11 protein-coding genes are annotated in these 14,185 nt (G+C 43.5%); 5 read left to right on the top strand and 6 right to left on the bottom strand.

The annotated features are described in order from the left end of the window. Positions 1 to 281: 281 nt before the first annotated feature. The 6 genes from J8L84_RS06600 to J8L84_RS06575 form a co-directional block, all read right to left on the bottom strand. On the bottom strand, positions 282 to 884 hold the full coding sequence (locus J8L84_RS06600) for a GntR family transcriptional regulator (RefSeq protein WP_057794060.1): 603 nt from the start codon (positions 882 to 884) through the stop codon (positions 282 to 284). Between the two features lie 321 nt (positions 885 to 1,205). Next, positions 1,206 to 3,086, bottom strand: a complete 1,881-nt coding sequence (locus J8L84_RS06595) for a sulfatase-like hydrolase/transferase (RefSeq protein WP_247670596.1) — start codon at positions 3,084 to 3,086, stop codon at positions 1,206 to 1,208. Positions 3,087 to 3,213: 127 nt separating this feature from the next. Beyond that, a complete protein-coding gene (aldA, locus tag J8L84_RS06590; RefSeq protein WP_211069983.1) occupies positions 3,214 to 4,665 on the bottom strand; it encodes an aldehyde dehydrogenase in 1,452 nt (483 codons plus the stop codon). Between the two features lie 2 nt (positions 4,666 to 4,667). Next, entirely contained in the window at positions 4,668 to 5,432 is a 765-nt protein-coding gene (locus tag J8L84_RS06585; protein ID WP_211069982.1) for an SDR family oxidoreductase, read from the bottom strand. A gap of 1 nt (position 5,433) precedes the next feature. Then, on the bottom strand, positions 5,434 to 6,459 hold the full coding sequence (locus J8L84_RS06580) for an alcohol dehydrogenase catalytic domain-containing protein (RefSeq protein WP_211069981.1): 1,026 nt from the start codon (positions 6,457 to 6,459) through the stop codon (positions 5,434 to 5,436). Between the two features lie 11 nt (positions 6,460 to 6,470). Next, entirely contained in the window at positions 6,471 to 7,601 is a 1,131-nt protein-coding gene (locus J8L84_RS06575) for a mandelate racemase/muconate lactonizing enzyme family protein (RefSeq protein ID WP_348771819.1), read from the bottom strand. A 466-nt stretch (positions 7,602 to 8,067) separates the two neighbouring features. On the opposite strand from J8L84_RS06575, the gene J8L84_RS06570 reads away from it, so the two are divergent. The 5 genes from J8L84_RS06570 to J8L84_RS06550 all read left to right on the top strand — a co-directional run bounded on the left by J8L84_RS06570 (position 8,068) and on the right by J8L84_RS06550 (position 14,140). Continuing rightward, positions 8,068 to 9,645 (top strand): MFS transporter, encoded by a 1,578-nt coding sequence (locus J8L84_RS06570; protein WP_211069980.1) that lies wholly within the window; start codon positions 8,068 to 8,070, stop codon positions 9,643 to 9,645. A gap of 4 nt (positions 9,646 to 9,649) precedes the next feature. Further along, positions 9,650 to 10,636, top strand: coding sequence for a sugar kinase (locus J8L84_RS06565; RefSeq protein WP_211069979.1), 987 nt, complete (start codon positions 9,650 to 9,652; stop codon positions 10,634 to 10,636). Continuing rightward, positions 10,629 to 11,705: a family 43 glycosylhydrolase gene (locus J8L84_RS06560; RefSeq protein WP_211069978.1), complete on the top strand. Its 1,077-nt coding sequence runs from the start codon at positions 10,629 to 10,631 to the stop codon at positions 11,703 to 11,705. Before J8L84_RS06565 ends, J8L84_RS06560 begins: the two co-directional genes overlap by 8 nt. A 131-nt stretch (positions 11,706 to 11,836) precedes the next feature. Then, positions 11,837 to 12,694: an AraC family transcriptional regulator gene (locus tag J8L84_RS06555; RefSeq protein ID WP_211069977.1), complete on the top strand. Its 858-nt coding sequence runs from the start codon at positions 11,837 to 11,839 to the stop codon at positions 12,692 to 12,694. Between the two features lie 231 nt (positions 12,695 to 12,925). Then, the gene (locus J8L84_RS06550) at positions 12,926 to 14,140 is read left to right on the top strand and encodes a cytochrome P450 (RefSeq protein WP_211070047.1); all 1,215 of its coding nucleotides are present in this window, start codon (positions 12,926 to 12,928) and stop codon (positions 14,138 to 14,140) included. Positions 14,141 to 14,185 lie beyond the last annotated feature (45 nt).

The following is a 14,185-nucleotide window of genomic DNA, read 5'->3' as shown; positions in this document are numbered from 1 at the left end:
ATGTATTATAAAAGTTGGCGTGTTAGATCATGGAAATTAAAAAAGGTAACTTATGTAAGGCGTTTAAGGCGCTGTTTTTATCTTGTTTTTGTAAAATACAGAATTGTCTTTTAGCACTGCTATGGCTTAAGTAGCAATCAGAAAAAAAGCTGATATTGAGAAATTTGCTGAGGGTAAGTAGGAAGGTAAAAAAGGAAATCATTTTCAATGGCCGCTAATTTATTAAGCGGCCATTATTGTAGTGCTGGGATTAATTTAAGGCTGATAGCCTAAGAATAGGGCTATTTAATATTTTTACGGATGGCGACAATAGCGCCTTTAGCGTCACCTTCTCGAAATGCGTTTACGATATCTCTGTGTTCATCTACTAACTTGTTGGATGATTTGATGCGTTGATAGTTCATACGCATACGGATAACAATGGGGTACCACAAGTTAAGTAGGCTTTCACCGCCAGCAAGTTCAACAAAGTATTCATGGAACGCGATATCAGCTTTAGTCAGTTCAGTGTACTCATCGCGCTCAAAATGCTCCTGCATATTGTCGATAAGTTTATCCATATTAGCCAATTGCTCAGGGGTTAAATTTCCCGCCAATTGCTTAGCCGCATACTCTTCAATCTTCTTTCGCAAATCAATACTTAGTTTTTGCAGTTCAGAAGGAAGTGGCGTATTTACAGACGCGCCCACATTGTTTTTACTTACCAATAAACCTTCTTTGGTAAGTTTTAATATGACGTCACGAATAGGGCCTCTGGACACATCAAACCGGTCCGCTAGTTGAATCTCATTTAGCTTAGTGTTTGGCGCTAGTTCACCGGAAATTATATCTGAACGGATAAGGTCAGCAATTTGATCACGAACAGAGAGAATTTTCGGTTTCATGGGAACTCCAACTTTTATAGCAATAAGATTGGCGAATTGTTAACGTTTTTCTTTAAATTGTCCAGTAAAAAACCAAGTGAGAGCACAGTACGAATGCTAAATACCAAGGTGCCATTCACTTCGGGGCAACGCTAAAATGGTAAACCAATAACCGATACTGAATAAGCAGATAGCCGTGCAGAATGGCTACAAGGTTAATGTGGTTTGTCAAAACTACGCTGGTGGTCCGTAATACCAAACAACGACTGCATTGTTCATTGCAGTCGTTGTTTAACCAGCATTTTACGAGTAAAAGCGCAGCGAAAAAAACGTAGGCGTCAATTACAAATTGAAACGTTGTGGATTAGTAACGCCAGGTTGAGGGATAAGATCGCTGGGGATATCGATTTTTTTGTCATCGGCACCGTCTGCAAAATTGCTAATATTATAGTTATTGACCGTGTTCCAATCCATTTCAACCCGGCCATCTCCTAACACAATACGTCCGAGTTTTTGACGAAACCATTCTGCAAGTTTTAAATACTCAACCGTATACGCAACGTTTTGCCTCTCAAGAGGGTCGACTCTTAAGTCATACAGCGCTAAGTCTACTTTTAAGGGGTGTGCAGTTAACGCCCACGTAATATCATCGTTTAGATAGGGCGTAGTAGCAGGTTCTCGTCTGTCTCGGGTTCGCATTGAGAACGCAAAGTCTTCAGTACGTAAGTAAGCTCTATGGCCACTGACTAAATTCATTTCCCCTAAAATATACTCTCGGCTAAAACCATCATCCTTGGCAATGCTCGCTAGGTCGACACCATCTAGGTAGTCGTATTGGGTAGTCTGAATATCGATTTTTGCGCCAGCCATAAGGGTAGGGGCTAAGTCTACGTACTCCACTAACTCATCGACTACCTTACCGGCAGGATAGGTTTCTTTATCTGATGATACGACAATAACGGCACCATTGAGCGATTGTTTCCAAGGACCAAATTTCGCCATTATGCCTTGCTCACCTAAATGCCAACCGTGGTCGCCTACAGTGAAGACAATCAGGTACTCCCGATTTTGTTTGGCTGAATAAGCTTTGAATGCATCTACCGCTTCACCGATAAGTGCATCACCAAATGCGGTAAAAGCGTAATAGTCGCGTACAGCCTGAAGCTTGTCTTCTTCTGACATACCGTCGGTTTTAGATTCATTGTAAATTTGCTGAAGCTGGGTAGGGAAACTAGCAACTTCATCAGCACTAAATTCGGGTAATTTATAGGATTTGTCTTTGAATTTATCTCTAAAAGACTTAGGCGGAAGCACCGGTGTATGAGGTAAGTGAAAGCCTAGGTTTACGAAGACGGGTTTAGACGCGTCTGGGCCGTTAACCTTTTTCCCTGCAAGGGTAGTGTAACTTTGACTTGCATTGGCTAAGTGGTTTTCAAATTCTTCAACAATGAGTGCATCTACTGTTTTATCGGCGGGTTGAGGGTTGACGCCGCCAAGAATTAACCCTGTGTTTATACGTGTGTAGGCACGCAAAATATCAAACTCGTCTTCTACTGCGCTTTTAATAGCCTCTTCTTCTGCGCTTAAGTTTCGGTCAGCTTTCGAAAGCACATACTGCTTTTTCGTACCATCAGGGTAGAACACGGTTTCAGTCGCGTCTTGGCGCAATAGTACGCCATCAGTTAGGCCGTGTGACCCCGTTGAATATAAACCGCCTAAATCCGCCCTGTGAAGGTCACGATTGTATTCTAAGGCAAAGTCGAAAATAGTGCTCGGCTCTCCCAGCTTCTCTGAAATACCATGATGATGCTTGCCAATTATTGCCGTGTTGTAACCTGCATTACGTAGGCTCTGAGATACTGCTGGACGGGTAAAGTCCGCTTCTTGATGGGTATGTTCCCATGCATATTTACCGTTGCGAAATGGGTAACGGCCGGTATGCATTGACGTGCGGGACGGTCCACACGCCGGAGAGTTATTGTAAGCGCGGGTAAACATAACGCCTTCCGCTGCCAGTTTGTCGATATTTGGCGATGACACGTAACCCAACGCACTTTCGCTTTTACCTGTTGTCGCACGATTGTATGCTTGAACTGAGTCTGGCCGGTGGTCGTCAGTAATAATCCACAAAATGTTAGGTTGCTCATTTTGCGCAAAACTATACGTGGAACTCACCACTATGGTAGTAATAAAAGCTATTTTGGATATCGTCGTTTTAATCAATGTAGGAGCCTCACTGTTAAGTGCCAATACAGCGAAATTTATGGCGGCAAAAGACTCCCTATCTAGAAAAAATTTAGATAGGGAGAGTTAGTAACTAGGTGATTCTAGTGTGTTGGCTGAAGCGTGATTAGGTTGGTTCGTGCATATAAATGGTTTTTTTATCTAGGTACTGCTCTAGACCGTACAAGCCATCTTCGCCACCCATCCCACTTTTTTTCCAGCCGTTATGAAAGCCTTGGTGCTGTTCTCCAATACCACGGTTTACATACACTTCACCCACTTCCATCTCGGCAATAGCTTGGTTTATATACTTTAGTGAAGAGGTATAGAGGTAGGCGGAAAGGCCATATTCACTGTCATTGGTATATTCAATAGCTTGCTCGATACTGGCTATTTTCATGACGGGCAGGATGGGGCCGAAGGTTTCTTCATGCATTAACACATTGTCTTGAGATATATTACCTACCAGGGTAGGTTCATACCAATGGCCTTTTTCAAAGCCATCAACTTTTGCTTCTTTACCACCGCACAAGATTGTTGCACCTTGGTTTAGCCCGTCTTTTAAAAGATTGTTTATATTAGTAATCTCACGGGCATTAATTTTTGGCCCCATCTGGGTATCAGGCTGCATAGGGTCGCCCACCTTAATTGACTTCACTTTTGGTAAAAGCGTTGCAATAAAAGCATCGTATATATCTTCATGTACATAAAGACGTTCTGCGCAGGTACACACTTGGCCACAGTTGGCGAAGCGAGTGTCGATCAGGTCGTTGGCTGCTTTTTCTAAGTCTGCATCATCCATGACAATGAAAGGCGCTTTACCACCAAGTTCTAACATCACGGGTATCATATTTTTACCGGCAGATTGATAGATTTTTTCACCGGCTCGGGTACTTCCCGTCATGGTGATAAGCTTGGTAATAGGGCTCTCACAAAGGAATTGCCCAACCGAAGCACCCGTACCATTAAGAATATTAAGAACGCCTTTAGGTAGCCCAGCTTTTATGGCTAATTCACCTAACATAAGCGTGGCAAGTGGCGTTTCTTCGGTGGGTTTCAATACCAGTGTGTTTCCGGTGATAAGGGCTGGGCCTATCTTCCGTCCGGCGAGTGCCAAAGGGAAATTCCACGCGGTAATTGCCACTACAACCCCACGAGGCACCTTATGAATGTATATTTTTTCATTGTCATTGTCTGAAGGAAGAATATCACCGCGAATAGTCAGTGCATTGTCACACGCATAGTCGATAAAACTTGCGGTTACTGCCACTTCCATTTCTGCAACGCCAATTAGTTTGCCTTGTTCACTTACTAGCAAGGGCGCTAGGGTGTCGGTGTGCTCCCTGATCAGCTGTGCAAATTTACGTAACACAGTGGCTCTTTCTCTCGCGGTCTTTTTAGCCCATGGACGTTGCGCTGTTTGCGCTGCATCTAGAGCACTCTGCGCGTCTTCTTCACAACCAAAAGGAATGTCACCCACTCGCTTACCGGTGCTCGGGCTCGTAATTGAGATATGCTCTTCAGAGGCAGAGCTTACGTATTCACCATTAATAAAATGTTTCTTGTTATGTGGGTACATGTTTACCTTCCCATCCAGCCGCCATCAACAAGAACGGTAGCGCCGTTCATATAGTCTGATGCCTGCGAGGCTAAAAATACGGTAGGGCCAATAAAGTCTTCTGGTTCACCCCATCGCCCCTGAGGAATTCGCGCCAATATTGATTCAGCACGACTTGGATCATTACGTAGTGCTTCTGTATTATCAGTGGCAATGTAACCGGGCGCAATAGCGTTAACATTGATACCTTGTCCCGCCCATTCATTGGCCAGAGCCTTGGTAAGTTGACCAATAGCACCTTTACTAGCGGCGTAACCTGGTACGGTAATACCGCCTTGAAACGTCAGTAATGACGCGGTAAAAATAATTTTACCCTGCTTATTAGCCACCATTTGTTTGCCTATTTCACGGCTTAACACAAATTGTGCATTTAAATTGACTTCGATAACCGTATCCCAAAACTCGTCGCTATGCTCAACAGCAGGGTCACGCATAATAGTGCCCGCGTTGTTAACTAAAATATCAATAGTCGAATGCGCTTCCTTTACTTCACTAATGAAGCGATATAAGTCTTTTCGGTTACTAAAATCACATTGATAAGCACTGAATTCACGGCCTGCGGCCAGTACACCTTTTTCGGTTTCGGAACCAGAAGAGGCTAAGCTAGCTGATACGCCAATGATGTTTGCGCCTGCTTGTGCTAGCCCGATAGCCATTGCTTGGCCTATCCCGCGGCTACACCCTGTTACTAAGGCAGTCTTTCCTGATAAATCAAACAACGATGACATCTTAGAATTCCTCACTTAACGACACGAGTGCTTTCATACCAGAAGGGTTACCATCCATAGAAGCAAAAGCACTACCAATATCATTGATTTTGCTTACCGAGCTAATAAGCGGCTCAAGATCGAGTGAGCCATCTGCAATTAGCTTAATCGCTTGCTCAAAGTCTTCATGCTCATATACCCGAGCACCTAGCAGTTCTAATTCTTTCCAAAAGAATTTGAAGAGATCAACCTGAGGTTTTTGTGAGTGGATGGCCACCATGCAAATACGACCACGCACTGCCGCGATTTCTGTCATCACGTCTACTGCTGGCTGAACGCCTGAAACTTCAAAGACCACATCTGCGCCTTTTCCGTTAGTCACTTTCGCGATCTCGGCAACCGGGTCTTGGTTTATTGGATCAATCGTATTAATACCATTATCTTCTGAAAATTGTCTGCGGGTGGCATTAACTTCAGAGATGATGACATTCGCCCCTTTAGCTTTAGCTACCATGGCGACAAGTTGACCGATAGGGCCACCTCCAATAACCACAACGTCCTCACCTTTTGCTACACGTGCTCGAGCAACATCGTGACAAGCCACTGCAAGAGGCTCAACAAGGGCGCCCATTTTTAAAGAAACATTACTAGGAAGTTTATGCAAGGTACGTGATTTCACTGTCCATGAACTTTGGAATGCACCAGGAGTATCAATACCCATAAATTTAAGGTTTTGGCAAACGTGGGAATGACCCGCATCGCAAGCGGGGCAATTCAAACAATAATCTAGCGGACGAACAACGACATGATCGCCAACAACCACATTTTTCACGCCTTCACCTATCTCGGCTACCACCCCAGACATTTCATGACCGATAATTTGTGGAGGGGCAACACGGGCGTCCATTACGCCGTGATAAATATGCATGTCTGTGCCACAAATTCCGACATAACCTACAGAGAGTCGAACTTCTCCTGGGCCTGGTGGAACTGTAGTTCCAGGTTGAATGTTAAAGGTTTTTTCACCTGCGTATTGTGCTGCAAACATAGTCAAATTCCTTACTTTATTTGATAAGGTGAGAGTTTCACGTCGTCGAAAGTTACACCCGTACCTATGGCGTTCGGTGCCAATGCATAGCCTTGCTTATCAAGGGAAACCGGGTGTGTCGTATATGTGTCTATAGGAAAGGAGTGATACTCCATCATCCCTGCATTAGGTTGTGATGCCATTAGTGAAACATGCAGCTCTTGCATGCCGTGGCTACAAACTTTTAAGTTATTAATATGGGCAAGAGAGGCCACTTTAAGCCAACCTGTTATACCGCCTATATTCGATGCGTCGGGTTGTAAGTAGGCGAGTTTTGATTGTTGAATGGCATAATTGAATTCGTACACGGTATGTAGGTTTTCACCCATAGCGATGGGTATGCTTGTAGCCTCAGCTATTCGTGCGTAACTTTGATAATCGTCGGGAATAGTAGGCTCTTCGAACCAATGGATATCATACTGCTCGATGGCTTTGGCAAAGCGAATAGCTTGAGCAGGGGACATAGAATAGTTCGCATCCACCATAAATTTGATATCGCTGCCAATATGCTTTCTTATAGCGGCGACTCGGGCAATATCTTCTTCTACATCATCTTTGCCGACTTTGATTTTTACGGCAGTAAAGCCCTTATTTAAATATCCTTCGATATGGGACTTTAGCTTATTCTCATCAAAATTTAGGTCGATGCCTCCAGCATAACAGGGGGTGCGATTGTCAAAGCCGCCAGCAAGACGCCATAGTGGTTGATTTATTCGTTTGCAGCGGATGTCCCACAAAGCAATATCAATAGTTGAAATTGCGAAACTCGCTAACCCACCACGACCGACATAATGTAAGTGGTATTGCATTTGTTCCCAAATAGCTTCCACACAATCGGCATCTTTGCTTTGTAAAAAATTGGCTAAATCGTCCTTTACAAGGCTATAAATTGCTTTCCCGCCCTTGCCCCCTGTGTAGGTATAACCCGTTCCAGATACGCCGTCATTGCAAGTGATTGTGCAAGTAACTAGCTCGAAGTGTGTGTGATCACCATGTTTGGCATCACTTAAGACCTCTGGCAAAGGAATAAGGTAGTAGTTGACTTGAACGTCTTTGATACTACTTGCAGAAAGCCTCGATGTGTTGATAGGGACTGCGGTCACGTTACCATCCTTACATATAACAATTTATTAATTGTACATTGTTAACAATTAATAGCAAACTTTTATCCGTAAGGGAAATGTTAATTTGAGAAAACTGAGGTTCAAATAAAGGTTGGAATAATAAAAATAACATTGAAGTCATGGAGTAAGAACAAGACTAAAAACATCATTATCAATGAAGAAAAAAACGTATTAGTGCTATTGGAAGATAAGCCCATTCGACACTTGTAGCTTTATATAGCAATGAGTGAATATAAAAAGCGATGTAACTTAGCGCATACGATTACAAATGAGCTGGGGCTAAGAAAATTGGAATAGTTATCACTGGGGCGAATAGGAAATACATTAACAAAATCTTTTTGTATATATTTTATTGTTAACAATTGTTGTTAGTTGAGTTAGTATGTATGTTAATTCGGGTTTGCGATTTTTAACGTCGACTTAACAACTATAAAGATGAGTACTGATGAACACCAGACAAATTTTTGCCAATGCGATCATTGTAGCCCTCGGTGGTTTTATTTTTGGATTAGACGCCGCGCTTATTTCAGGTACGGTTAAATTTATTAGCATGGAATTTGGCTTGGGAGACCTTGAAATTGGTGCCGTAGTGAGTGCGCCAGGTTTTGGTGTACTGTTCGCTTTATTAGTAACGGGTCATCTGTGCAACAAATTTGGGCGTCGAACTACGTTAATTGTTATTTCGTTTCTTTATTTGTTCTCTGCCGTTTTCTCAGTAATGGCATTTTCTTTTGAATCCTTAGTGGCGGCTCGCTTTATTGGTGGTCTTGCTTTTACCTCGCTATCAGTGGCAGCCATGTACATTGGTGAAGTGGCGCCATCGAAGTGGCGAGGGAAGCTGGTCTCTATGATTCAGATAAATATTGTTGTAGGGCTCTCATGCGCCTATTTTGCCAACTATGGCATTGTGCAATTAAGTAAATCTGAACTTGATTGGGTACAGGCAATGGCGATAGACACCGCAACGTGGCGGTGGATGCTAGCGGTAGAAATTGTGCCTGCAATTATATGGTTCTTTCTTTTGTTTAAAATTCCACGTAGTCCTCGTTGGTTAGTGATGAAAGGGCGTGATGAGGAAGCGTTAGAAGTTATGCAAAGTATGATGCCAGCAGCGCAGGCAAGTGAAGAACTGCATGATATTAAGCGTAATCTTGCTAAAGAAGGGGGCAGCAGCGCAACATTAAAAGAGTCTTTTAAAATTTTATTCTCGGGCCCAGCTAAAACTGCTGCATTAGTGGGGTTCACGATTGCGATTGTTCAGCAAATCACGGGAATTAACGCCATTATGTTTTATGCGCCTACTGTTTTTGAACAGGTGGGAATAGGCTCTGATGCGGCCTTCTTTCAAGCTGCAATTATTGGGTTAATCAGTTTGTTTTTCACAGCATTAGCTATCATGTTGATAGATAAATTAGGTCGCAGGCCGCTTATCATTTGGGGGCTTGCATGGGCGGCCTTAAGTTTATTTGCATGCTACATCGGTTTTGAAAGTGCGATTTATGAAGTGAATATCGAAGCGTTATCTCAGCTGCACACCAGTGACAAACTTGCGGACCTTAAAAGCTTAGAAGGCATTGTCTATCAATCTGATATCTCGTTTAAACACGCGTTGCAGCAAACCATTGGATTTGATTTGGCTAAAGAATTCGAAAGCGAGATATTACAGGCCTCAACCACCATGAATAGTATGTTGGTGCTGGTGGGCATTTCTAGCTTTATAGCCGCATTCCATTTCTCAATAGGGCCGGTGATGTGGGTATTGTTCTCTGAAATTTTCCCTACTCGTATCCGTGGCATCGCGATTCCTGTATTCGCATTAATAGCGAGTTTAGTCAGCTATTTAGTACAACAATTCTTCCCTTGGCAACTGAGCAACATGGGGGCTGCTGATATCTTCCTGTTTTATACCATATGCGGGGTAGTGGGCTTCCTTGTGCTCTTTAAATTGATGCCGGAAACAAAGAATAAAACGATTGAAGAAATAGAAGCTTATTTTGCCAATAAGCAATTTGCAAAGGGCTAATTTGATGAACGTCGATAAAGGTACTCAAAGCAAGCGATTGATGGCTGTAGGGGAGTGTATGGTCGAACTTATCCATACGGGAAACGATAGCTGTAAATTAGGTTTTGCCGGAGATACATTGAATGCATTGATATACAGCAAACGATGGGTACCCGAAATAGATTGCATATTCTTTAGTGCGGTTGGGCTTGATACTTTCAGTACTAAAATGATGTCTTTTTTCGAGCAAAATGACATTAATACTGTGGGAGTAGCCCGCAGTAAAAATAGAAACGTAGGTTTATATAGTATTGTTACCGACGAGTCTGGCGAGCGAAGCTTTGATTATTGGCGCGACCAGTCTGCGGCTAAAGTAATGATGTCACTGCATAAGATCGAACCGCCAGAATTAGGCCCCATCGACATGGTTTATTTTAGTGGTATTGGCCTAAGTATTTTAAGTGATACCGATAAAAATGAACTACTCACACTTATTCAGCAATATCGCGATCGAGGCGCCTTGATTGCGTTTGACTCAAATTACAGACCTTCAATGTGGAATGGTTATCAGCATGCACAAGTTTGGTTTGACCGTGCTTACCGTGTTTCAGATATTGCGCTGCCTGGCCTTGACGATCATAAGAGCGTCTATCATCACGGTTGCGTGCAAGATGTGGTGGATTATTTAAGTAGCGTAGGCTGTAACGAATACGTGGTTAAGGCTGGTGCGCAGGGTATGTTTGGCTATCAGGAGGGGGGCTTAGTGCATTATCAAGCTTTTAACCCCGCGCCCAGCCAAATAGATACCACTGCCGCAGGTGACTCATTTGCCGGAGTGTATCTGGCAAACCGACTGGCTGAAAAAAGTATCGAGTTTAGTATTAAAGCAGCAGACGCTGCCGCAAGAGAAGTTGTGCAACACGCAGGCGCGATTATCAGTAAAGATGCACTGGCTAGCGTGAAGGCGCGTTTCCTAGCCAATTGCAATGAAGGAGTATTAGTCGATGGGTGAAAAACTAAGTTTAGCCAGCAAACGTGCTTTAGCGCGAGGGTATGATTCATTAGGTCCTGATTGGATGACTGAGTTTGATGTTACACCACTGAAAGGCGACTTCGCGTTTGAAGAAGGCGTAATAAGACGTGACCCGTCGTCTGTCATTAATGTTGATGGTGTCTATCACTGTTGGTACACACGAGGTACAGGAGAAACCGTAGGCTTTAATTCGAGTAATTCCAACGACAAAGTATTTCCGTGGGATTTAACCGAAGTATGGCATGCGTCCTCTGAAGACGGTGAAACATGGAAAGAGCACGGTATCGCAATTGGCCGCGGCGAATCCGGTGATTATGACGACAGAGCGGTATTCACCCCTGAAGTCTTAGTCCATGGCGATAAGTTCTATCTCGTTTACCAGACTGTTAAGGCGCCTTATACCAATCGACAGTTCGAGCATATCGCTATTGCGGTGGCCGATACGCCTTTTGGGCCATGGCATAAATCGAAAGCACCAATTTTATCGCCCGCTCAAGATGGCGAGTGGAAGGGCAGTGAAGACAATCGATTTAATGTTTTGTCGAAAGGTAGCTTTGATAGTCATAAAGTACACGACCCCTGTTTATTAGCATTTAAAGATAGATTTTATCTCTACTATAAAGGTGAAACCATGGGGGAGGAGATGAACATGGGCGGGCGTGAAATTAAGCATGGCGTTGCTGTCGCTGATTCTCCGTTTGGGCCTTATGAGAAATCAGACTATAACCCTATTTCAAACAGTGGGCATGAAGTGGTGGTTTGGAATTACAACGGCGGTATTGCTTCATTACTTACCACCGACGGCCCTGAAAAAAACACGATTCAATTTGCTGAAGACGGTATCAATTTCGATATTAAAGCCTACATAAAGGGGGCACCTGAAGCGATTGGGCTTTTCAGAGACGGCACAAATGAAAGCCAGGCGCCGGGTCTAACTTGGGGGCTATGTCACAAATATGATGCTAGCTGGAATTGGAATTTTATCTGCAAGTTCAAAACCCGAAAACAGATACTCGATGCAGGCACGTTTCAAAATGAAGCCGGTTAGTTTGTTTAGTATTGTGCGAAATACAAATTTGGTTAAGGGGAAGATGGTATCAACGACGAGATATGATTGTCGCCTCTTGCCACTTGAAATAAAGTTTTCAGCCCGATACTACTGTTGATGGGGGCATTTATATGATTCAAGGTGTTTACTGCGAACCTTATTGCATCGAGCAGGGGGAGGAGTTTGAAATTCATCACGTGGAATTTGCAGATAACGAGGCTTACGACTGCGCTACCCATTTCCACGAAGTTCACGAATTTATAATATTTGAAAAAATTGAGGGCAGTTACTTTTACAGCCAAGGCGAGTCGTCCTTGAAAGACTCCGACATTGTTTTTACGCCAGCGGCAGAAACACACAATTTTGAGTGTACTGCTCGAGGAAAGTCTTGGTTTATCGTACAGTTTAAACCTCACGTGCTGGAAACAAAAAACATGTCTAACGTACGTGCTTTTTTTGACCACGGTTTGCATTTGCGATTACCTGCTCGTCGCATCAACGAGATTCAGCAACAGGTAAAGTGGCTTTATGAAAGTTATCACCACGACCCCCTTAGCCCACGAAGCATCACGCTCTTGAATCTGTTAATTTGTACCATTGCTGAATATGCAACCTCTGTGGAAGCAAGTCAGTCACAACCCATTACACGTTCCCCGCTTTACGAAAAAATGCTGCCTGTCATCAATCAATTTAAGAACAGTACCGCGGTAGAATTATCGGTAACAGAGGCGGCTGAAGCATGTCATTTATCGCCTTCGCATTTCTCTAGAATGTTTAAACATATTTTCAGGGTTAATTACTCTGAGTATACGATGAAGCATAAGCTATATAGTGCCGCGCGCTTACTTAGCCAGTCGGGTTTAACTGTGACCCAAATAAGTTACGAACTAAATTTTTCTAGTCCTTCTCATTTTATATCCCAATTCAAAAAACACTTCTCAGTAACACCAAGGCAATACCGCACCTCTTTTTCCAGTAAAGCATGGTAATGCTATTTAAAGCCCATTTAAGAAGCGTTTTTCTACTAATTCGACATATTTTTGATATTTCTTTGCATTGAGGTGCCATTAATACCCAATCGATATTGCTAAAGTTTATTCGTACTGCACTTCTGTTTAACAGGGTATTAAGGAGCACGGAGAATGCAAACGAAGAACAGCAATGAGAGCCATGTAACGCCCTCACATCAGCAATGTGAGAGCGAGAATTCAAAGTGCCCTATGTCTGAACATGTTATGGGCAATGTGAGTCAGTTTGACGACCCCTTTACTGCGTTGCGACAAGGTGATGGCGTACTTGATATAGACGATCAGGGCGACCCGGTAAAGATGCTACTGGGTTTGAAAGACGTTAGAAAAGCGGCTCACAGTTGGCAACTGTTCCAGTCGGGGGCAATTCCCGGTCGCATTGTTGTACCTTCAGAGGTGGCAATTCGTGATATACGTCAACTCCCATTTGAACTAGACCCGCCAGCCCATAAAGGTTTTAGGGGGCTACTAGAACCCTGGTTCAAAAGGCCTGCAGGGCAAGCCTACCAAGACAAACTGACTGACATTGTTAGCAGTATGTTCGATAGCATCCTCGACAATCATACTGCTATAAACAAGCTCTGCTCTCCCGAAATGGTTACTCATGATGCGGTAAACGATATTGCCTTGGTTTTACAGTCACGGGCGCTAACCGTGCTCATTGATGTACCTATGACAGAAGCGCAAACATGGATTAATTGGGGAACACATGTATTTAGAAGTGACGATAACCCCTTAGATGCGAGCAAAGCGAATGTATTGTACGACTATCTCGACGAGCAAATAGCGCATGCCAAAAAGGCGCCAGGTGAAGATATCTACACCGAATTACTTCACGCCGAAGTGGAAGGTAAACCGCTAACTGAAGAAGAAATCAAAGGGATAATGATACTTACTTTTGCAGGGGGCAGAGACACAGTCATTAATGCCCTTACCAATTCCCTTGCCTACTTTTCAGAAAATCCTGACGCGCTGAATTTTATTAATGAGCACCCTAAAAACCTCAATAGCGCAGTAGAAGAATTGCTGCGCTATTTTTCACCGTTAACCCATATGGGGCGAGTAGCCACAAAAGACACCCAAGTTGCGGGGCATGATGTGGCGAATGACTCTCGCATTTCACTGTGTTGGGCATCAGCAAATCGTGATGAATCCGTATTTGAGGCACCCAATGAAGTTGATCTAACCCGTAAAGCGAACCCTCACGTCGCGTTTGGTTTTGGCATTCATAACTGTTTAGGGGCTACCCATGCAAGAGCATTACTCAGAATTTGGGTGGGACAATTAGCCCAGCGCGTAGCAAGAGTCGAGGTGGTTGAAGCTAATGAAAATATTGAGCAGTGGGGAGAGGTTGCTCGCAAAGTTGGTTTTCATAAATTGCTAGTACGATTACACAAGCGCGCATAAAAATGTTTAAAACCCGTAATTGAGCGAAGGCTTACCGCTTATTTG

It is taken from the genome of Alteromonas sp. MMG017, assembly GCF_018100795.1.
Taxonomy (GTDB): Bacteria; Pseudomonadota; Gammaproteobacteria; order Enterobacterales; family Alteromonadaceae; genus Alteromonas.
This window is presented reverse-complemented; position numbering and strand designations above follow the sequence as displayed.